The organism is Xanthomonas massiliensis (assembly GCF_900018785.1).
Lineage (GTDB): Bacteria > Pseudomonadota > Gammaproteobacteria > Xanthomonadales > Xanthomonadaceae > Xanthomonas_B > Xanthomonas_B massiliensis.
The window spans coordinates 1,124,622-1,145,488 of record NZ_FCOY01000007.1; the positions used below are offsets into that span (position 1 = coordinate 1,124,622).

The window sequence follows — 20,867 nt, forward strand, 5'->3', positions numbered from 1 at the left end:
GCGCGCTACTGCGCCAGCGGCCGGCACACCGGCGCGATCTTCTCGCCGGCCAGCAGCTTGCGCACGAACGGCAGCGAATCCTGCAGCGAGCCGTTGACGGTGCCGTTGTGGTCGTGGTCCCTGTACAGGTGCGCCTGCACCACGCTGCCGGCGGCGCAGGCGTCCTCGGCGAGCATCAGCTGGCTGGCGGTGGACACGTCCACGTCCTTGGCGCCGATGCCCATGAACAGCGGCTGCTCCAGCTTCAGGGTGGGGTACATCAGCGCCTGCACGTGCGGCATCACCAGCTTCATCAGGTCGGACTTGTAGGCGTTGGCGTCGCTGATCCCGGCGTAGCTCACGTCCGCCTCCAGCTGGAAGATGCAGCTGCTGCGCGCCTCCTCCACCAGCGGCAGCGCGCGCTCGCTGAAGACCTGCGCCAGGTCCGGGTGCGGCACGGTCTGCTGCTGCATGTTCAGGGCCAGCAGCGCCAGGTAGGCGAACTGCGGGCGCACCTCCCGGGGATCGTGCTTCTCGGCCGCGGCCATCGCCTTGGGCGCCAGGTACGGGGTGCCGGTGGCGACCGTGCCCAGGATCTGCAGGTCCGGTGCGTACTGCGGCGCGAACGCGGCGGTGGCGAACGCCGCGCCGCCGCCCTGCGACTGGCCGATGATGATCGTCTTCTTCGACAGCTCCGGGTGCGCGGCCTGCACCGCGCGCACGCTGTCGAGCACGCTGTAAGCCTCCGGGCGGGTGTACAGGTACGGGTGCGGCCCCGGCGTGCCCAGGCCCTGGTAGTCGGTGGCGACGATGGCGAAGCCTTCCTTCAGCCACGTCTCCAGGTAGCGCGCGTCGCGGTAGTAGCGCGCGTTCCACGACGGCGCGCAGATGTCGGCCATGCCGATCGTGCCGTGCGCCCAGGCCAGCACCGGCCAGCCGCCCGGCGGCGGGGTGCCGGCCGGCACGAACAGGGCGCCGGACACCGCCACCGCGCCCTGGCCGCTGATGCCGTCGGTGGAGCTGTAGAGGATGCGGTACTGGGCCGCGGTGCCGGCCAGGCCCAGCGTCGGCGGCAGCGGTTCCTGGCGCAGCATCCGGCCCGGCGCCGGCAATGCGCCCTGCCAGCGGTAGAACGGCGAGACCCGGCCGTCGCTGCCGTCCACGCCGGTACCGTCGCCGGGGGCGGGCTGGGCGAAGGCCACCGAGAGCAGCGCCGGCAGCAGGCACAGGCCCGCCAGCGCGGCCCAGCGGCGCAGCCGCGACGGGGATGGGAAGAAGCTGTGCGGTTGCATCGATAACCTCCTGGGCAGGGACGGGCTCAGCCGGCCACGTCGCGGATGAGCTGGTGGGCGAAGCGCACGCACGTCAGGTAGTCCTCGACGGGGATGCCCTCGTTGAGGCCGTGGAAACGCGCGGCCGCTTCCGGCGTGAAGCGGTACGGGATGAAGCGGTACTGGGCGTCGGAGACCGGCGCGTAGTGCGACGAGTCGGTGGTGGCCACGACCTGGAACGGCACCACCCGGACCTCGGCGCCGAGGACCTTGCGGATGCTGGCGGACAGGGTGCGGAAGCCGGCGCCGTCCACCGGCGAGACCGGGCTGGCCTCGCGGCGCTGGTCGCCGAAGGCGATCTCCACCCGCGGGTCGTCCACCGCGCGCCGCACGTGGCGCTCCAGGTCGGCCAGGCTGTCGCCCGGCAGCAGGCGGAAGTTGACCGTGGCGGCGGCCCGGGTCGGCAGCACGTTGTCCTTGACCCCGGCGTTGAACATGGTCTCGGCGGTGGTGGTGCGCACCAGCGCGTTGCCGGCCGGCGTGCGCGCCAGCGTGCGCAGCAGCAGCGGGCCGAACAGCCAGCGGTTGCGCACCACCAGGCGCTGGCCGAACGCCATCTGCGGCGCCACCGCGTCGAGCATCGCCGCCACCGCCGGGGTCAGGCGCGGCGGCATCTGCCGCTCGGCCAGGCGCACCATGGCTCGACTCAGCACGGTGATCGACGATTCCGGCGCCGGCTGCGAGGAATGCCCGCCCGGCAGGGCCACCGCCAGGTGCGCGCTGGCGTAGCCCTTCTCCGAGATGCCGACCAGCGCCAGCGTGCCCGGCACCCCGGGCAGGGCGTCGCGGGCCACCGCCCCGCCCTCGTCGAGCACGAACTCGGCGTGCACGCCGCGCGCGTGCAGCAGCGCGACGATGGCGTCGGCACCCTCGCCGCCGCGCTCCTCGTCGTCGCCGTAGGCGAGCATGAGCGTGCGCCGCGGCACGAAGCCCTGCTCCAGCAGCAGCTCCACCGCCTGCATCTGCGATACCAGGCTGGCGCGGTCGTCCAGCGCCCCGCGTCCCCACACCATGCCGTCGGCGACCTCGCCGGAGAACGGATCGCGATGCCACTGGGCGCGGCTGTCGGCCTCCACCGGCACGGTGTCCTGGTGCGCCATCAGGATCACCGGCTTGAGCGTGGGGTCGCGCCCGGCCCAGGTGTACAGCAGGCTGCCGTGGCCGACGACCTCCTTCCTCAAGTGCTGGTGCAGCCGCGGGAACTGCTGCGCCAGGTAGGCCTGGAACGCGTCCAGCGCGGCCTTCGGCGGCGGCGCGGCGGCAGTGGACACCGCCGGCAGGCGCAGGGCGCCGGCGAAGCGCTGCACCGCCAGCGCGGTGTCGAACGCCGGCACGTCGGCGCGCCCGGCATCCGCGGCGGCCGCCACCGGCGTGGCCGGCCACAGCGTGCGCGCCACCAGTACCGCCACCAGCACCACCAGCGCCGTCGCCAGTCCGTACAGCGCGCGCCGGATCACGATCCCGCCTCCGGCTGCATCACGTCCATCACCGCCAGCGCCATCGCCTCCACGCCGGTGCGGATGCTCGGCTGCGGGTCCGGGGCGAAATCGGGCGAGTGGTTCACCGGGATGCGCTCGCCGGCGGCCTTCATCCGCGCCAGCCGGCCGGCCTCGAGGCCGCCGATGGCGAAGTACAGCGACGGCACCCCGGCGGCGATGAACTCCGAGTAGTCCTCGCTGGCCGATCCCGGCGCCGGGATCGGCACCGCGTTGGCGCCGAAGGCGGCGGCGAACACCTTGCCGGTGCGCTCGGCCAGGGCGGCGTCGTTGACCACCGCGCGGGCGCGCTCCACGTCCAGGTCGATGTCGGGGGCCGGCGCCCCGGCCATGGCCGCGCTCGCCTCGGCGGTGCGGCGGATGCCGGCGAGCAGGCGCTCGCGCACCTCGTCGTCGTAGCTGCGCACGGTGCCGCGCAGGTGGGCGCTGTCGGGGATGATGTTGCCGGCGTTGCCGGCGTTGAACGCGCCGACGGTGATGACCCCGAACCGGGCCGGGTCGATCTCGCGGCTGACCACGCTCTGCACGTCGACCACGAAGCGCGCGGCGATCAGCACCGGGTCGATCGTCGCCGCCGGCATCGAGCCGTGGCCACCCTTGCCGTGGAACACCAGGTCGATGGTGTCCGAGTTGGAGGTCAGCACCCCGGGCTTGTAGTAGACCTGCCCGGCCACGCCCGGGCCCACGTGCAGGGCGAAGCCGTAGTCGGGCTTGCCGAAGCGCTGGAAGAAGCCGTCCTCGAGCATCGCCCGCGCGCCGCTGATCTCCTCCTCGGCCGGCTGCGCGACGAACACCAGGGTGCCGTGCCAGCGGTCCTTGAGCCGCACCAGCGCGGTCGCGGTGCCGACCCAGGCGGCCATGTGGATGTCGTGGCCGCAGGCGTGGTCGACGTAGGTCTCCTTGCCCAGCCAGGTGGCCCGGGCCCGGCTGGCGTAGGGCAGGCCGGTCTTCTCCTCCATCGGCAGGGCGTCCAGCTCGGTGCGCACCAGCACGGTCGGCCCGGGCCCGTTGCGGTACACCGCCACCACGCCGGTGCGCCCCACCTTCTCGGTCACGGCGAAGCCCAGCGCGCGCATCCGCGCGGCCAGCAGCGCGGCGGTGCGGGTCTCCTGGAAGCCGAGCTCGGGATGCTGGTGGATGTCCCGGTAGAGCGCCTCCAGGCGCGGATAGTCCTGGTCCAGCACCTGGTCGATGCCGGCCTTGGCGGCCGGCACGTCCATGGCGCGGGCGCCGGCACTGGCCAGCGCGCAGGCCAGGGCGGTGCACAGCAGGGCGGTGTCGAGGCGGGTCATCAGGGTGCGCGCTCCGGGCCGGTCAGAAGTTGTAGTGCAGGTCCACGCCGACGGTACGCGGCGGGTTGGTGTAGGCCAGGCCCTGCGGGTAGTAGTAGGCGTTGTAGCCGGCGTTGGTGATGGCCAGCTTGTTGAACAGGTTGTTCGCGTAGAGGTAGGCGGACCACTTGCCCGACACGCTCTCCACGCCGATGCGGGCGTTGACCAGGGTGTAGTCGCCCATCGCGCGCCGGGTCGGGTCGGTGGGACGCATGGCCGAGTAGGACTTGCCCACGTAGTTGGTGTCCAGCCGCACCATGCCGTCGTAGTCGCCGCTGAGCGACCAGCGGTAGCTGCCCGACAGGTTGCCGGTGAAGTGCGGGATGCTGGTGATGCGGTCGCCCTTCAGGCCGGTGGTGGCGCTGGCCTCCTCGCCCACCGGCACCTGGTCCTCGGTCAGCACCGCGTCGATGTAGTTGAAGTTCAGGCCCAGGTCCAGGCCGGCGACCGGACGCCAGGTCAGTTCCCACTCGGTGCCGCGCAGGCGCGCCTTGCCGGCGTTGGTCAGGTACAGGCTGGCGCTGTCGTACAGGCCCTGCACCTGCATGTCCTTCCAGTCGATCTGGTAGACCGCGACGTTGGCCAGCAGGACGTTGTCGAACCACGACGTCTTGGCGCCGAGTTCGTAGTTCCACAGGCTGTCGCTGCGGTAGGTGTAGTACGCGGCGGGCAGGCCGACGGCCTGGTTGGCGCCGCCCGGACGGTTGCCGTCGGCGGCGGTGAAATAGACCATCGCGCTGGGCGAGAGGGTGTAGGCGATGTTGAGCTTCTTGAGGAAGCCGTTCTCGGAGGACTCGACCTTGCTGAGCGCGGACAGGCTGGTGCCGAACGCGTCCGAGGCGCGGTCCACGTAGCCGGTGATGGCGTGGGTGTAGTGGTAGTAGCGCAGGCCCAGGGTGACGTCCAGCGCATCGGTGGCATGCCAGGTGCCCTCGCCGTAGCCGGCCTGCTGCTTGTACCGGTCGTCGATGTGGCGGCGGTACAGCGGGTCGGCCTGCGGATGGATCACCTCGCCGCTGGCCGGATCGACCTGGTAGTACATGCTCAGCAGGCGGTTCTTGCGGTCCTCGGCGTAGACGCCGACGGTCCAGTCGATGATGCCGCCGGGGTTGGAGCTCAGCCGCCACTCGTTGGACCAGTTGGTGGTGGTGCCCGGGTAGTACAGCAGCGAGGGTTCGTAGCCGCTGACCACCGCGGCCAGCCCGGCGTAGTACTGCGACAGCGCGGCGTAGCCGTACTGGGCGTACTGTGCCGAGGCCTGGTTGTAGGCGCTCTCGCGCGCGGCCATCAGGTAGGTCGTGTCCTGGCCGTAGGTGTTGTCGCGGTCGAAGTAGGAACTGACCCCGGTGAGCGTGGCCCCGCCCAGGTCCCAGTTCAGGGTGGCGTTGGAAATGCGCGTGGTGTCCTTGTAGGGCACCAGCGTGCCCATGGTCGAGCCCCACTTGACCCCGGCATCGGGGGTGTAGGCCACGGCGGTGCCGTCGCTGTTCTGCGAGGAATAGCTCAGGTCCAGGGTCACGTCCTCGCCGGGCTGGTAGCGCAGCGCCAGGCGGCCGCCGGCGTTGCCCGAGTCGTTCACGTCCTTCCTGCCGTAGACCAGGCTGTCGATGTAGCCGCCGGTCTCGCGCTTGTACAGCACCGCGCGCGCGCCGAGCTCGTTGTCCACCAGCGGCGTGTTGACCATGACGTTGGTCAGCCACGACGAGCCGCCGCCCTGGGTCTGCGCGTAGCCGGCCTGGACCGCGCCCTCGGTGGTGTCGAGCTTGGGCTTCTGGAAGATCACGCGCAGCGCGCCGCCCATCGAGCTGGCGCCGTACAGGGTGCCCTGCGGGCCGCGCAGCGCCTCGATGCGCTCGACGTCGAACAGGTTCATTTCCGGATTGCGCCCGCCCGGATCGCTGCCGGTGCCGACCGAGCCGCTGACCGGGGTCTCGTCGTAGTAGACCGCGGTGGTGGCCTCGCCGACGGCGTTGATGCCGCGCATGGCCAGGCGCGCGGCGCCGGGACCGCCGTTGAGCACGGTCAGGCCGGGCACCAGCTTGGCGTAGTCGCGCACGTCCAGCGAGCCGGTCTCGGTGATCGCCTCGGCGGTCAGCGCGGTGATCGCCACCGGCGTCTCCTGGATGCTGGTGCTGCGCTTGGTCGCGGTCACCGTCAGCGAATCCAGGGTCTTGGGGCTGGCCTCGGCCTGCTGCGCCCATGCCGGCAGGGAGGTGGCCACGCCCAGGCCCATGGCGAGGGACAGGGCGATCGCGGTCGGCAGCGGCCGGGGACACGGATGGGACACGGGCATGGCGGGAACCTCGGTGTGGGGGGAGATGCATCCGCCGGCCGCCGCCGGCGCGTCACCGGCGCCAGGCGGCGGGTGTTTCCTGAACGGGTGCAAACCGAGAGTGCAACGCGCCGGCCCCCGGCCCGTAGTGCTTTTTTCGCAACGCCATGAGGCGCACGGCCGCCCCGGCACGGGCATTTCCCCGAAACGGGGAGCCGGTTGGCGGTGGATGCCCCAAAACGGTCCCGGCGTGCCCGGATCGGGCCGGCGTGCCCGGCATCGGCTTGCGAAAATCGAAACGCCGCTTCGCGCCGGCCGGACGCGGCCCGCGCCCGGCGCTATCCTCTCGCGCCTTCCGTACCGCGTCCCCCGCCGCCATGACCCTCCGCCTGCTCTTCCCCCTGCTGTGCCTGGTGCTGGCCGGCTGCGCCCACGAGACCGCGCGCCCGGCCGCCACCGCGCCGGTGCCGGCCCCGGTCGCGCCGGCGGTTCCCCAGGTCAAGGTCGGCCTGGCCCTGGGCGGCGGCGCGGCCAAGGGATTCGCCCACATCGGCGTGATCAAGATGCTGGAGGCCAACGGCATCCACGCCGACGTGGTCGCCGGCACCAGCGCCGGCAGCGTGGTCGGCGCGCTGTACGCCAGCGGCCTGGACGGCTTCCAGCTGCAGGAGAAGGCCGCGTCCCTGGACCAGGCCAGCCTGCGCGACGTGCGCCTGTTTTCCGGCGGGCTGGTGCAGGGCCAGGCGCTGCAGGACTGGGTCAACGGCCAGGTCGGCAACCGCCTGATTCAGCAGCTGCGGCGGCCGTTCGCGGCGGTGGCCACGCGCCTGGAGGACGGCGAGCGCACCGTGTTCGTGCGCGGCAACGTCGGCCAGGCGGTGCGCGCCTCCTCGGCGGTGCCCGGCGTGTTCGAGCCGGTGGCGATCGGCAAGTGGCACTACGTGGACGGCGGCGTGGTCAGCCCGGTGCCCGCCGACGCGGCGCGCCAGCTCGGCGCCGACTTCGTCATCGCCGTGGACATCTCCAGCAAGGCCAGCGGCCAGAACCCCGGCGGCCTGCTGGGCACGGTCAACCAGTCCATCACCATCATGGGCCAGCGCCTGGGCGCGGCCGAGCTCAAGCGCGCCGACGTGGTGATCCGGCCGAAGGTGCTGGACATCGGCGCGGCCGACTTCTCCCAGCGCAACGCGGCGATCCTGGAAGGCGAGAAGGCGGCCCTGGCGGCGATGCCGCAGATCAAGGCGGCGCTGGCCAAGCTGCGTGCGCAGCGCGCCGAGCAGGCCGGCACGGTGCGCCAGGTGGTGCCGCCGTGCAAGCCGTCGCGGCTGGGCCGCCTGGTCGGCCGCGGCGGCTGCCCGGACTGACGCGGCGGTCCGGCCACGCGCGGTCGGGCGCGCGACCGGCCGCCTGCGATGTCGTGACGACGGTGTCCCGGACGACGGGACAGGACCGGCCACGGCCTGCCGTACCGGCACGGCAGGGAGGGCCGCCCATCCCCGCTGCCACCGCCACGCGCGGGGCATCGCATACCCGCCGCGCGCGGCAACCCGGGATGCCGGCCGCGGATGCGAAACGGCCGTGGCCGGTCTCGCCTGACCTGACCTGACCTGACCTGGCCTGGCCGGGGCCGGGCCGGCTCAGCGCCGCGCCACTGCCGGCGCGGCCGCATCCTCCGCGCCCGGTGCTGGCTGGCGCCAGCCGCCCAGGGCCTTGTAGACCGCCACCATGCCGACGTTGACCGCGGCCTCGGCCTGCGCCAGCGCGTCGTCGGCGCCGAGCCGGGTGCGCTGGGCGTCGAGCAGGGTCAGGAAATCCTCCGCTCCCTCGCGGTAGCGGACCTGCGCCAGCGCCTCGGCGCGGCGCGCCGCCTCGGCCTGCTCGACCACCCGCGCGAGCCGCGCCTGCTGGCGCGCGTAGGCGGTCAGCGCATTGTCGGTGTCCTCCAGGGCCAGCAGCACGCTCTGCTCGTACTGCGCCAGGGCGGCGTCGGCCTGCGCCCGGCTGGCGCGCAGGCGCGCCCGTACCGTGCCGAGGTCGAACCCGGCCCAGCTGATCGACGGGGTCAGCGACCAGGCCTTGCTGCCGGCGGCGGTCAGGGTGGCGGCATCGCCGGACAGGAAGCCGACGAAGCCGCTCAGGCTCAGGCGCGGGAACAGGTCGGCAGTGGCCACGCCGACGCGCGCGGTGGCGGCGGCGAGGCGGCGCTCGGCGGCGCGCACGTCGGGGCGCTGGCGCAGCAGCTGGGCGCTGTCGCCCAGCGCCAGGGCACGGGCGTAGGCCGGCGCCGGGCGCGGCACCAGCACCGCGTCGAGCGCGTCGGGCGTGCGCCCGAGCAGCACCGCCAGGCGGCGGCGATACTGCGCCTGCGCCACGTCCAGCAGCGGGATGTCCGCCTCCACCGCCTTCAGCCGCGCCAGGCTGCTCTGCACGTCCAGCTCGCTGCCCGCGCCCAGGTCGCGGCGGGTGCGGGTCAGCTGCTCGGTGTCGCGCAGGTTGGCCAGCGTGGTGCGGGCCACCTCCAGGCGCTTTTGCGCGCCGCGCAGCTCGAAGTAGTTGCGCGCCACTTCCGCGGCGACGGTGACCCGGGCATCGTCCAGGCCGGCCTGCTCGGCCTCCAGGTCGGCACGCGCGGCCTGCGCGGCGCGGCGCTGGCGGCCGAACAGGTCCAGTTCCCAGCCGGCGTCGAAGCCGAGCGTGGCCGTCTCGCTCATCACCCGCTCGCCGCCGGCATAGGCCGACTGCTCGTGGCGGCGGTCGTAGCCGCCGTCGGCGGTGACGTGCGGCGCCTGGTCGAGGCGGCGCTCGACGAATGCCGCGCGCGCTTCCTGCACGCGGGCCAGGGCGATGCGCAGGTCGTGGTTGGCGGCCAGGGCGTCGTCCACCAGCCGGCCGAGCACCGGGTCGTCGAACTGCGCCCACCAGGCACCGACCGGGGAGGCGTCGCTGAAGGCCGGATCGTGCGCCTCCGCCAGCGTGGCCACCGGCGTCGGCGGCGCGACGTAGTCCGGGCCGACGCTGGCGCAGCCGGCCAGCAGCGCCGCGCCCAGGGCCAGGGCCAGCGGGCGCGCCACCCGGGCGGCGGCCCGCAACCGGCCGGCCGCGCGGAGCCGGTGTGCGCCGGCGCCGGCGCCGGGCGGGGAAACGATGCGGGAAATGGCGTTGGTCACGGGGACTCCGGGGGGAGGGTCGAAGCTGGAATGGCCGTGCTGCACCAGCGGGCGCCGCGCCAGCTTGCGCAGCGCGACGTAGAACACCGGGGTCAGGAACAGGCCGAACAGGGTCACGCCGAGCATGCCGGCGAACACGGTGATGCCGGTGGCCGCGCGCACCTCGGCGCCGGCCCCGTGCGAGAACACCAGCGGCACGGTGCCGGCGATGAACGCGATCGAGGTCATCACGATCGGCCGCAGGCGCAGCCGGCACGCCTGCAGCGCCGCCTCGACGATGCCGCGGCCCTGCAGTTCGAGCTCGCGCGCGAACTCCACGATCAGGATCGCGTTCTTGCACGCCAGGCCCATCAGCACCACCAGGCCGACCTGCACGAACACGTTGTTGTCGCCGCCGCTCAGCCACACCCCGAGCAGCGCCGACAGCAGCGTCATCGGCACGATCAGGATCACCGCCAGCGGCAGCGTCCAGCTCTCGTACAGCGCGGCCAGCACCAGGAAGGCCAGCATCACCGCCACCGGGAACACCAGCAGCGCGGCATTGCCCTGGGTGGACTGCTGGTAGCTCAGGTCGGTCCATTCGATGGCCATGCCGGCCGGCAACACCTGCGCGGCCAGCGCGGTCAGCTTCTGCATCGCCTGCGCCGAGGACAGCACGCGCGCGTCGGCCTCGCCGGCCAGGTCGGCGGCGGTATGACCGTTGTAGCGCAGCACCGGGTCCGGGCCGTAGCTGCGTTTGACCGTCACCATCGAACCGATCGGCACCATCTCGCCGCGGGCGTTGCGGGTGCGCAGGTTGCCGATGTCCTCCTCGCTGGCGCGGAACGGCGCGTCGGCCTGGGCGATCACCTGCCAGGTACGGCCGAACTGGTTGAAGTCGTTGACGTAGGCCGAGCCCAGGTAGGTCTGCAGCGTGTCGAACAGGTCGGTCAGCGCCACGCCCTGGGCCTTGGCCTTGGTGCGGTCGACCTCGGCGTCGAGCTGCGGCACGTTGGCCTGGTAGGTGCCGATCGGGTAGCTCATGCCCGGCACCTGCGACACCGCGCCCTGCAGCGCGCCGACCGCCTGCTGCAGCGCGCCGTAGCCGAGGCCGGCGCGGTCCTCGACGAACAGCTGGTAGCCGTTGCCGTTGCCCAGCCCGAGGATCGGCGGCGGCATGAAGGCGAAGGCCATGCCCTCGCCCAGCGCCGATACCTTCTGGTTGAGCTCGGCATTGATCTCCAGCGCCGAACGATGCCGCTCCGAAAACGGCTTGAGCGGCAGGAACACCACGCCGGTGTTGGGCGTGTTGGTGAACTGCAGCGCGTTCAGGCCGGGGAAGGCGATGACGTGGGCCACGCCCTCGGTGTGCATGGCGATGTCGGCGACCTTGCGCAGCAGCGCGTCGGTGCGCTCGATCGAGGCGCCCTCGGGCAGCTTCACCCCGGCGATCAGGTACATCTTGTCCTGGGTCGGGATGAAGCCGGCCGGCACCGCCTTGAACATCAGCCCGGTGGCCAGCAGCAGCCCCACGTACACCGCGAACACCAGGCCGCGGCGCCCGAGGATGCGCGCCACCGCGCCCTGGTAGCGGCCGGAGCTGCGGTTGAAGAAGCGGTTGAACGGACGGAACAGCCAGTGGCCGAACAGGCGCTCGATCAGGCGCGAGGCCCCGTCCCCGGGCGCGTCGTGCGCCTTCAGCAGGCGCGCGGCCAGCGCCGGCGACAGGGTCAGCGAGTTGATCGCCGAGATCACCGTGGAGATGGCGATGGTCACCGCGAACTGCTTGTAGAACTGGCCGGTCACGCCCGACAGGAACGCCATCGGCACGAACACCGCGCACAGCACCAGGGCGATGGCGACGATCGGCCCGGACACCTCCTTCATCGCCTGGTGCGCGGCGGCCAGCGGCGCCAGGCCCTCCTCGATGTTGCGCTCGACGTTCTCCACCACCACGATCGCATCGTCCACCACGATGCCGATCGCCAGCACCAGGCCGAACAGGGTCAGCGTGTTGATCGAGAAGCCGAGCAGGTACAGCGCGGCGAAGGTGCCCACCACCGACACCGGCACCGCGATCAGCGGGATGATCGAGGCGCGCCAGGTCTGCAGGAACAGGATCACCACCAGCACCACCAGCAGCACCGCCTCCAGCAGCGTGTGCACCACCGCGGCGATCGAATCGCGCACGAAGATCGTGGTGTCGTAGACCGCCTCGTACTTGACCCCCTGCGGGAACTGCGCGGTCAGCTCGTCCATCTTGGCGATGACCTGGTCGCGGATCTGCAGCGCGTTGGCGCCGGGCGCCTGGAAGATGCCGATGCCGACCGCGTTCTTGCCGTCCAGCTGCGAGCGCAGGGTGTAGTCGCCGGCGCCCAGCTCCAGCCGGGCGACGTCGGCCAGCCGCACCACCTGCCCGTCGGCGCCGGTCTTGAGCACGATGTCGCCGAACTCCTGCTCGGTGCGCAGCCGGCCCTGGGCGTTGATCAGGGTGAGGAAGTCGCTGTGCGGCATCGGCTCGGCCCCGAGCTGGCCGGCCGAGACCTGCACGTTCTGCTCGCGCATCGCCGCGACCACGTCGCCGGCGGTCAGGCCGAGCGCGGCGATGCGCTGCGGGTCGAGCCAGGCGCGCATGGCGTAGTCGCCGCCGCCGAAGATCTGCGCATCGCCCACGCCGGGGATGCGCGCCAGCTCGTCCTTGACGTGCAGGCGCGCGTAGTTGCGCAGGTACAGCGTGTCGTACTTGCCGTCGGGCGAGGTCAGGTGCACCACCATCAGGAAGGTCGGCGACTGCTTCTGCACGGTCACGCCCTGGCGGCGCACGTCCTCGGGCAGGCGCGCGTTGGCCTGGGCGACGCGGTTCTGCACCTTGACCGCGGCATCGTCGGCGTCGGTGCCGGGGCGGAAGGTGACGGTCATCTGCAGCACGCCGTCGGAGCCGGCCACCGACTTGAGGTACATCATGTTCTCCACGCCGTTGATCGCTTCCTCCAGCGGCGTGGCGACGGTCTCGGCGATGACCTTGGGATTGGCGCCCAGGTAGACCGTGCGCACCACCACCGAGGGCGGCACCACCTCCGGGTACTCGCCGATCGGCAGCAGCGGGATCGCGATCAGGCCGGCGGCGAAGATCACGATCGACAGCACCGCGGCGAAGATCGGCCGGTCGATGAAGAAGCGGGAAAAATCCATGGACGATTCCTTGGGGTAATGGCGGTCGCCGCCCTTCCCGGCGACGCGGGAAGGACCTGCGGGGCCGGGCACGGCGGCCACGGCCAGGGGACGGGACGGACGGCAGGGCCCGGCGCGACGGCGGGGTCGAGGCCGCCGCCCGCACGCCGGGCGATACGGGGGCTAGTCCAGGGCGGTCTCCCGCCCCGGCCTGCGCGCGATCACGCCCGGCTTGACCTGCACCGGCATGCCCGGCATGAAGACCTTCTGCACGCCGTCCACGATCACCCGGTCGCCGGCGGCCAGGCCCCGCTCGACGATGCGCAGGCCGTCGGCAGTGCGGCCGAGCTGCACGTCGCGGCGCTGCGCCTTGCCGTCGCCGTCGACCACGTAGACGTACTTGCGGTCCTGGTCGGTGAGCACCGCCCGGTCGTCGATCAGCAGCGCCCGGAATTCGCCGCTGCCGGGCAGCTGCACGCGGGCGAACAGGCCGGGGACGAGGCGGCGGTCGGCGTTGTCGATCACCGCGCGCACGCGGATCGTGCCGGTGCTGCGCTCGATCTGGTTGTCGAGGAAATCCACCCGGCCGGCATGGCTGAAGCCGTCCTCGCCGATCAGTCCGACCCGCACCGGCAGGCCGGCCTCGCGCTGATCCGGCCGCTCGCCGGTTCGGGCCATGCGCGCATAGCGCAGGAAGGTGGCCTCGTCGGCGTCGAAGTACACGTACATCCGCTCCTGCGACACCAGCGTGGTCAGCACGCTGGCGCCGTCGCCGGCGGTGACCAGGTTGCCGGCGGTCACCAGCGCGCGCCCGGCGCGGCCGGCGATCGGCGCGCGCACCCGGGTCCACTCCAGGTTGAGCCGGGCCTGCTCGGCCGCCGCCTGCGCGGCCGCCACCTCGGCCACCGCCTGGTCGGCGGCGGCGCGCCGCTGCTCCCAGGTCTCGGTGGAGATCGCCTGCTGGTCGGCCAGCTTCCTGCCGCGTGCGGCCTCGGCGCGCGCCAGCTCGGCCTGGGTGCGGGCCCGGGCCAGCTCGGCCTCGGCGCGGGCGAGCTCGGCGCGGTACGGGCGCGCGTCGATGGTGAACAGCACGTCGCCCTTTTTCACTTCCTGGCCTTCGACGTAGTCGACCTTGTCGATGTAGCCGGACACGCGCGGGCGCAGCTGCACGTTCTCGACCGCCTCGACCCGGCCGCTGAACGCATCCCACTGATGGATCGGCTTGGCCAGCACCGGCGCGGTGCCGACCTGCGGCGGCGCCGGCATGGCCTGCTCGGCGGCACGCGAGCCGCAACCGGCCAGGGCGATGGCCAAGGCGGCGGCAGCCAAGGCGGGGCGCAAGGGGAATCGGAACGGGAGGACACGGTGGTTCAAGGGGAAACCTCGGGGGAAGAAGAAGGCGGGAGGAAGGACGCGCGCGATGCCCGCTGCAGGCGTCGCGGCGACGGCCGCGGGCCGGGCGGGCATGCCGCGGACGGCCGCGACGACCCGCGGGAACGTCCCGCACACGGGACGTTTACTCCCGCATCCGGGACAATCGCGCCGCACAGCGGACGCCGCCCGGCACCGGACCGAGCCTTCCGGCCGGCATCCGGGCGAGGCCGCGATGCCGGCGCGGATCCTCGCCAGACCGTGCCGGCGCCGGCGTTGACGCCGATCGCCGCCGGGAAGGAGGCGATCGCGGTGGCTTCATGGCGATGCAATGCGTGGCCGGGCCAGGCATGGAAGTCCATGGCGGCACTCTCGGGAAGTAGGGACAGGCGCCAAGCTACGCCGCGAACCCGTACTTGATTAGTCTGGATTTAGGGGAATAATCGTCCCTCCCCTGGTCCAATCCTCTGGTCCAATCCCCCGCCCGGAGTCCGCATGTCCCACGATCTCAACGACAGCCTGATCTTCGTGAAGGTGGTCGAGCAGGGCAGCTTCATCGCCGCGGCCAACGCCCTCGGCCTGCCCAAGACCACGGTCAGCCGCAAGGTGCAGGAACTGGAGCAGCGCCTCGGCGCGCGCCTGCTGCACCGGACCACGCGCCGCATCGGCCTGACCGAGGCCGGTTCGGTCTACCACGACCATTGCCGGCGCATCGCGCGCGAGCTGGACGAGGCCGAGAGTGCGGTCAGCCAGCTGCAGTCCGGCCCGCGCGGCTGGCTGCGCTTCACCGTGCCCTACTCGATCGGCATCACCTGGATCGCGCCGCTGCTGGGCGAGTTCCACGCGCGCTATCCGGAGATCCAGCTGGACATGCACCTGGGCAACGAGACCCTGGACCTGATCGCCGGCGAGGCCGACCTGGCGCTGCGCGTGGGCCCGCTGCCCGATTCCAACCTGGTCGCGCGCAAGCTCGGCAGCCTGCGCAGCCAGGTATTCGCCAGCCCGTCCTACGTGGCCCGCTACGGCGAGCCGCAGCACCCGGACGAACTGCAGGCCCACCGCACCCTGGCGATGCGCAAGAACCGCAACGTCCACAACAACCGCTTCTTCTGGACGCTCAGCGACGGCGGCGAGCTGCGCGAGTTCCCGGTCAACCCGCTGGTGGTCGCCAACGACCCGACCGCGCTGAACGGGGCGATGGTCTGCGGCGAGGGGCTGATGCTGACCGGCGACGTGATGGCCAAGCCGTTCGTGGAGTCGGGCATGGTGCAGCGCGTGCTGGCTGGCTGGACCGGGCCGGCGTACGACTTCAACGCGGTGTTCGCCGGCGGCCGGCTGGTCTCGCCCAAGGTGCGCGCGTTCGTCGACTTCCTGGTCGAGCGGCTCAACTTCGACGCCAGCTACATGCTGGCGCAGTGCCCGACGGCGCGGCTGGTCGCGCGGCAGGCCTGCGACGAGGCCAGCGCACTGCAGGCCGCGGGCAAGCGCATCCTGGAGAAGGCCACCGCCGAGTGAGCCGGCGCGGGGGCGCCGGCCGGCGCCGCCGCCACGCCGTCATTCGCGGGGTACCGGCGGCCGGCATCGGCCGTGGCCTGCAGGGCCCCGGGCGCCGCGCACGCCCGTAGGTGCTTTGCCCGGCCGCATCGCCGACGCGATGCGGCGCAGGCGCCGGCTCAGTAGACCTGGCTGGTCGGGCGGAACAGCAATTCGTTGACGTCCACGTCCTCGGGCTGGGACATGGCGAACTCCACCATCCGCGCGAACGCGTCGGCGGGAATGGCGCCGCCGCGGTACATCGCCTCCACCGCCTTGCGCACCTCCGGCGCGGTCACGCTCTCGGGCAGCTCGGTGGCCACCAGCCCGGGCGAGATGATGGTGGTGCGGATGTTCCAGGGCTTGACCTCCTGGCGCAGGCCCTCGCTGATCACCCGCACCGCGTGCTTGGTGGCCGAGTACACCGCGGTGCCGGCGCGCACCTTGTGGCCGGCCACCGAGGACACGTTGATGATGTGGCCCGAGCGCTGCGCCTGCATCGGCGGCAGCGCGGCGGCGATGCCGTAGAGCACGCCCTTGATGTTGACGTCGACCATCCGCTCCCAGTCCTCGACGCGGCGCTCGGCCAGCTCCGACAGCGGCATCAGCCCGGCGTTGTTGAGCATCACGTCGAGGCGGCCGAACCGCTGCAGGGCCAGGTCCACCAGCGCCTGCACCTGCGCGCACGCGGTGACGTCGGTGGCCAGCACCTCCACCTGTGCCCCGCCCTGGCGCAGGCGCGCGGCCAGGGCCTGCAGCCGCTCCAGGCGGCGCGCGCCCAGCACCAGCCGGGCGCCGCGCGCGGCCAGGCGCTCGGCGGCGGCCTCGCCCAGGCCGCTGCTGGCGCCGGTGATCACCACCACCTTGCCGTGGATGCCGTCGTTCTCGCTCATCGCCTGTCTCCTTGCATGGAAAACCGAACCGGGATGCAGGGTAGCGCGCCGCCCCGGGCGCGCGGCGAATGGCCCTCAGGGCATCGCCCGGGATCCGGGCCGGGTCGCCGGCGCGAGCTGGCGGTCGTGCAGGCGCGAGAACAGCAGCAGCGAGACGATCGCCCCGCACAGGCACAGGAACATGTCCCACTGCGTGTCCCACACGTCGCCCTGGGTGGCGAGGAAGGCGTCGGCATCGGCGCCCCAGGCCAGCGCCGCCCACCATTCCAGCAATTCGAAGAACGCCGAGAAGCTCAGGCACGCGGCCAGCACCAGGTAGACCAGCCAGCCGCCGCGGCGCAGCGGGGTGCGGCGCAGCAGCAGTTCGCGCGCCAGGATCGCCGGGACGAGGCCCTGCATCAGGTGGCCGAGCCGGTCCCATGGATTGCGCTGGGTACCGAGCAGGTGCTGCAGCCAGAAACCGCCCGGGGTCTGCGCGTAGGTGTAGGTGCCGCCGTGGATCAGCACCAGCGCGTGCAGCGCCAGCAGCCAGCACAGCAGCCGCGTCAGCGGGAAGCGCGGCCAGGCCCAGGCCAGCAGCGGCAGCGCGGCGATCACCCACACCACCTCCATCAGCCAGGTCAGGCGGTCGCGCGGGGCGATGCCCGACAGCACCAGCGCCAGGGCCACGCCCCACCACAGCAGGCCGCGCTCCAGGCGCCCGGGCACGCCGGCCGGCAGCGCGCTCACGCCAGGTGCCCCAGCGGCACCGCGCCGATCTGCTTGACAGTGCGCAGCACGAAGCTGGAATTGACGTCGGCCACGCCGGCGGCGTTGAGCAGGCGGTCCAGCAGGAACGTGGAGAAGTGCGCCAGGTCGCGCACCATCACGTGCAGCAGGTAGTCCATGTCGCCGGTCAGGGCGTGGCAGGCCACCACCTCGTCCCAGCCGGCCACCGCCTCGGCGAAGCGCTCCACGCCGTCGTGGCCGTGTTTCTCCAGCTGCACGCGCACGAACGCCTGCAGGCCCAGGCCCACCGCCTGCGGCGGCACCCGCGCGGCGTAGCCGGCGATGATCCCGGCCGCCTCCAGGCGCTGCACCCGGCGCAGGCAGGCCGAGGGCGACAGCCGGACCTGCGCGGCGATGTCGGCGTTGCTGGCGCGGCCTTGCTGCTGCAGCAGCGCCAGCAGGCGCAGGTCGGTGCGGTCCAGGGGGGTCGCGGCCATCGTTTGTTGCCTCGCAACACGGATTTACGCAACAAGATTGCGTCACGGCCGCCCCTGCGCGCAACTTCGCAAGCCCGTTGCGGCCATTGCCCGCTAGGATTGCAGGAACCACCGCGCAGGAGCCGGGCGATGAACGAAACCCCGCGTCGCGTCGAACGCCAGCACACCGACAAGGGCTACGTGCCGGTCTACACCACCGCCGTCGTCGAGCAGCCGTGGGAGCGCTACGGCGCCGACGACCACGCCACCTGGGGCACGCTGTACCAGCGCCAGCGCGAACTGCTGGTGGACCGCGCCTGCGCCGAGTTCCTGCAGGCGCAGGACGAGATGGGCATGAGCCCGCACGCGATCCCGCGCTTCGAGCAGCTCAACGAGGTGCTGGGCGCGGCCACCGGCTGGACCCTGGTCGGGGTGGAGGGCCTGCTGCCGGAGCTGGACTTCTTCGACCACCTGGCGCACCGCCGCTTCCCGGTGACCTGGTGGATCCGCCGCCCGGACCAGATCGACTACATCGCCGAGCCGGACCTGTTCCACGACCTGTTCGGCCACGTGCCGCTGCTGATGAACCCGCTGTTCGCCGACTACATGCAGGCCTACGGCCGCGGCGGGGTGAAGGCGCACGGCATCGGCCCGGAGGCGCTGGCGCACCTGACACGGCTGTACTGGTACACGGTGGAGTTCGGCCTGATCGACACCCCGGCGGGGCTGCGCATCTACGGCGCCGGCATCGTCTCCTCGGCGGGCGAATCGCGGCACGCGCTGGAGTCGGCCGCGCCCAACCGCATCGGCTTCGACCTGGAGCGGATCATGCGCACCCGCTACCGCATCGACAGCTACCAGAAGACCTACTTCGTCATCGACGGCTTCGCGCAGCTGATGGCCGCCACCGCACCGGACTTCGCCCCGATCTACGCCGGCCTGGCCGAGCAGGCGCACCTGCCGGCCGGCACCGTGCTGGACGCGGACCGCGTGTTCCAGCGCGGCAGCGGCGAGGGCTGGAGCGCGGACGGCGACGTCTGAGCCGGCGCGGGCTCAGGCCCGCGGCGGCAGTGCCCACACGCTGTTGGGATCACCGTGGCGCGCGCGGCGCAGGGTCGCGCGCGCCATCGTCCAGTAGCTCCAGGCCAGCAGCAGCGCGAACAGGTCCACCAGCACGATCGTGGCGCTGGACCACGGCGCCACCGGGCCGCCGGCACCCATCAGGCCGGCCAGCGGCACCAGCGCGGTCAGCCCGGCGCAGGCCAGCAGCAGCTCGTACGCGCCGCGCGCGGTGGGCCGCAGCAGCGCCCACGCCAGCGCGGCCAGGAACACCGCGTAGTAGACGTACTTTTCCTGCCCCGGCGGCAACAGGCGCGCGGCGATGAACAGCGCCGACACCCCGGCGACGCAGCCCAGGCACACGCCCACGGTGAGCCGCGCCATCACCTGGGTGCGCACCGGCTGGCCGGGCTGGCGGCGCTTGCGCCGCGCCTCCACCCACAGCAGGTTGCCGCTGTAGAACAGGAACGCCCCGGCCAGGCCAAGCAGGAAGTACAGCCACTTCACCGGCGCATGGCCGAAGTTGCCGAAGTGCAGCGCCTGCAGGCCGCGCATCGACGCGGTGCCCGGCGACATCGTGCGCGGCTCCATCACCCGCAGCACCTTGCCGGTGGCCGCCTCCATCGCCACCCCGGCCAGAGTGTTGAGCCGGCGCTGGTCCTGGCTGCCGTAGACCTCCACGCGGGCGTTGGCGTCGCCGGCATCGTGGTAGGACAGGCTGTCGGGCACCAGGCCCGGGCTGGCCGCGCGCGCCCGCGCCAGCAGCGCGGCCACCGGCAGCGACGGCGCGGCTACCCGGGCCGCCTCCACGTGCGGGGTCAGCTCGAAATCCTGCTCCAGCAGCGGCATCAGCCGCTCGCCGAACACCAGGTACTGGAACGGCGTCAGCAGCAGCAGGCCCAGGCACAGCACCGCGCCGGACCAGGCGAAGACCACGTGGAACGGCAGCGACAGCATGCCGATCGCGTTGTGCGCGTCCTGCCACAGGCGCTTGGGGTTGCGCCCCGGCCGCAGCGCGAACAGGTCCTTCAGGAACACCGGCGCGTAGATCACCACGCCGCTGACCAGCGCCAGCCCGTAGAGGATGCTGACCACGCCGAACAGGTAGGTGCCGAAGGTGCGCGGCAGCCCGGCGGTGTAGTGCAGGTCGTAGAGGAAGTCGACGAAGCCGTTGCGCCACGGCAGCTCGCGCGGCACGCCGCCGGGGCCGGGCTCGAACAGGTGGCCGACGTCGCCGCCCGGCCCCTGCTCGTACCAGTACAGCCGCGGCACCGGGCCATGTTCGCCGGCCAGCACCAGGAACAGCGATTCGGCCGCGCGCGGGTGCCGGGCCAGCACCGCGTCCAGCAGCGCCTGCGCCGCCGGCGCCGGATCCGCTTCGGCCGCCGCCGCGCCGGCCGCGGGCCGCGGCCAGTCGTTGAGCTCGTGGCTGAACACGGTGAGCGCACCGGCGTAGAAGGCGATGAACAACGCCATGCCGGCGACCAGGCCGACCCAGGTGTGCACCGCCAGGAAGCTGCGCAGCGTCGCCGCCTTCATGGCGCCAGCTCCGTCCAGCCCAGCGCCTTGACCAGCTGCAGCAGGCCGAAGCACAGCAGCGTCGCCCCGCCCAGCCACAGCCAGGCGCGCAGGCCGCTGCGGCAGGCGAACGCCAGCGCCATCGTCCCGATCCACGCCGGGAACAGCATCAGCAGCCACGGCAGGGTGTTGACCTGCAGCGGGCCGGGCCACAGCAGCGCCGCCAGGCCGACCAGCAGCGTGGCCAGCGGCAGGCCGAGCACCGCGGCCGCCAGCGACTTAGCCCACATCCGCACGCTCTCGGCGCAGGTGCCGCCAGGCGTCCAGGTACGGCAGCGCCACCGCGCCGAGCATGAACATGGTCAGCGCGGCGAACACGCCCGCCCAGGGGCCCAGCGCGGCGACGCCGCAGGCCAGCGCCAGCGCGGCGCAGGCCCAGGCGCCCAGCCGCAGCGCCCGCGCCCGGGTACGCCAGGCCGGGCGCAGGCGCTGGTGCGCGGTGGCCAGGTAGAACCCCAGCGCCGACGCCAGCGCCAGCACCAGGTAGAGGACGGTCACGCCGCGGCCCCGCGGGACGCGCGGT

Annotated in this window: 15 protein-coding genes and 1 pseudogene; 3 read left to right on the forward strand and 13 right to left on the reverse strand. The window is 72.7% G+C overall.

What is annotated here, in order from left to right:
* Nucleotides 1-5 precede the first annotated feature (5 nt).
* From BN3794_RS15100 to BN3794_RS15115, 4 genes are read right to left on the reverse strand one after another with little or no spacing between them, the layout of a single operon-like run.
* Complete coding sequence (locus BN3794_RS15100; protein ID WP_078059802.1) at nt 6-1,271, reverse strand: lipase family protein; 1,266 nt, start codon at nt 1,269-1,271, stop codon at nt 6-8.
* 26 nt (nt 1,272-1,297) lie between these two features.
* On the reverse strand, nt 1,298-2,767 hold the full coding sequence (locus tag BN3794_RS15105) for a M20 family peptidase (RefSeq protein ID WP_066098603.1): 1,470 nt from the start codon (nt 2,765-2,767) through the stop codon (nt 1,298-1,300).
* Complete coding sequence (locus BN3794_RS15110; RefSeq protein ID WP_066098605.1) at nt 2,764-4,098, reverse strand: amidohydrolase; 1,335 nt, start codon at nt 4,096-4,098, stop codon at nt 2,764-2,766. The genes BN3794_RS15105 and BN3794_RS15110 overlap by 4 nt, the downstream gene beginning before the upstream one ends.
* 22 nt (nt 4,099-4,120) lie before the next feature.
* On the reverse strand, nt 4,121-6,430 hold the full coding sequence (locus BN3794_RS15115) for a TonB-dependent receptor (RefSeq protein ID WP_160330944.1): 2,310 nt from the start codon (nt 6,428-6,430) through the stop codon (nt 4,121-4,123).
* Between the two features lie 356 nt (nt 6,431-6,786).
* Between BN3794_RS15115 and BN3794_RS15120 the strand changes: the two genes are divergently transcribed.
* Nucleotides 6,787-7,773, forward strand: a complete 987-nt coding sequence (locus BN3794_RS15120) for a patatin-like phospholipase family protein (protein ID WP_066098609.1) — start codon at nt 6,787-6,789, stop codon at nt 7,771-7,773.
* Nucleotides 7,774-8,046: 273 nt separating this feature from the next.
* On the opposite strand, the gene BN3794_RS16905 is transcribed toward BN3794_RS15120, so the two are convergent.
* The 3 genes and pseudogenes from BN3794_RS16905 to BN3794_RS15130 form a co-directional block, all read right to left on the reverse strand.
* Nucleotides 8,047-9,621 (reverse strand): efflux transporter outer membrane subunit, encoded by a 1,575-nt coding sequence (locus BN3794_RS16905; RefSeq protein ID WP_425476732.1) that lies wholly within the window; start codon nt 9,619-9,621, stop codon nt 8,047-8,049.
* Nucleotides 9,622-9,627: 6 nt separating this feature from the next.
* Nucleotides 9,628-12,747, reverse strand: a pseudogene (locus BN3794_RS15125) (efflux RND transporter permease subunit); the annotation flags it as partial.
* A gap of 162 nt (nt 12,748-12,909) precedes the next feature.
* Nucleotides 12,910-14,100, reverse strand: coding sequence for an efflux RND transporter periplasmic adaptor subunit (locus tag BN3794_RS15130; RefSeq protein ID WP_066098611.1), 1,191 nt, complete (start codon nt 14,098-14,100; stop codon nt 12,910-12,912).
* A gap of 492 nt (nt 14,101-14,592) precedes the next feature.
* On the opposite strand from BN3794_RS15130, the gene BN3794_RS15135 reads away from it, so the two are divergent.
* Nucleotides 14,593-15,612 carry a LysR family transcriptional regulator gene (locus BN3794_RS15135; protein WP_066098612.1) on the forward strand — a complete coding sequence of 340 codons (1,020 nt, stop codon included), beginning with the start codon at nt 14,593-14,595 and terminating at the stop codon, nt 15,610-15,612.
* A gap of 158 nt (nt 15,613-15,770) precedes the next feature.
* Here the strand turns inward: BN3794_RS15135 and BN3794_RS15140 are convergent, their stop codons facing one another.
* The 3 genes from BN3794_RS15140 to BN3794_RS15150 form a co-directional block, all read right to left on the reverse strand.
* Nucleotides 15,771-16,523, reverse strand: a complete 753-nt coding sequence (locus BN3794_RS15140; RefSeq protein WP_066098614.1) for an SDR family oxidoreductase — start codon at nt 16,521-16,523, stop codon at nt 15,771-15,773.
* Between the two features lie 75 nt (nt 16,524-16,598).
* The gene (locus tag BN3794_RS15145) at nt 16,599-17,252 is read right to left on the reverse strand and encodes a DUF2238 domain-containing protein (protein ID WP_066098616.1); all 654 of its coding nucleotides are present in this window, start codon (nt 17,250-17,252) and stop codon (nt 16,599-16,601) included.
* On the reverse strand, nt 17,249-17,728 hold the full coding sequence (locus BN3794_RS15150; RefSeq protein WP_066098619.1) for an Lrp/AsnC family transcriptional regulator: 480 nt from the start codon (nt 17,726-17,728) through the stop codon (nt 17,249-17,251). Before BN3794_RS15150 ends, BN3794_RS15145 begins: the two co-directional genes overlap by 4 nt.
* A gap of 129 nt (nt 17,729-17,857) precedes the next feature.
* On the opposite strand from BN3794_RS15150, the gene phhA reads away from it, so the two are divergent.
* Nucleotides 17,858-18,748 carry a phenylalanine 4-monooxygenase gene (gene phhA, locus BN3794_RS15155; protein ID WP_066098621.1) on the forward strand — a complete coding sequence of 297 codons (891 nt, stop codon included), beginning with the start codon at nt 17,858-17,860 and terminating at the stop codon, nt 18,746-18,748.
* A 12-nt stretch (nt 18,749-18,760) separates the two neighbouring features.
* Here phhA and BN3794_RS15160 read toward each other — a convergent pair whose 3' ends face one another.
* The 3 genes from BN3794_RS15160 to BN3794_RS15170 are packed head-to-tail and all read right to left on the reverse strand — an operon-like array spanning nt 18,761 to nt 20,842.
* The gene (locus BN3794_RS15160) at nt 18,761-20,305 is read right to left on the reverse strand and encodes a PepSY-associated TM helix domain-containing protein (protein ID WP_066098623.1); all 1,545 of its coding nucleotides are present in this window, start codon (nt 20,303-20,305) and stop codon (nt 18,761-18,763) included.
* Entirely contained in the window at nt 20,302-20,574 is a 273-nt protein-coding gene (locus tag BN3794_RS15165) for a hypothetical protein (RefSeq protein ID WP_066098625.1), read from the reverse strand. The genes BN3794_RS15160 and BN3794_RS15165 overlap by 4 nt, the downstream gene beginning before the upstream one ends.
* Nucleotides 20,564-20,842 (reverse strand): hypothetical protein, encoded by a 279-nt coding sequence (locus tag BN3794_RS15170; protein WP_066098627.1) that lies wholly within the window; start codon nt 20,840-20,842, stop codon nt 20,564-20,566. Before BN3794_RS15170 ends, BN3794_RS15165 begins: the two co-directional genes overlap by 11 nt.
* Between the last annotated feature and the right edge of the window lie 25 nt (nt 20,843-20,867).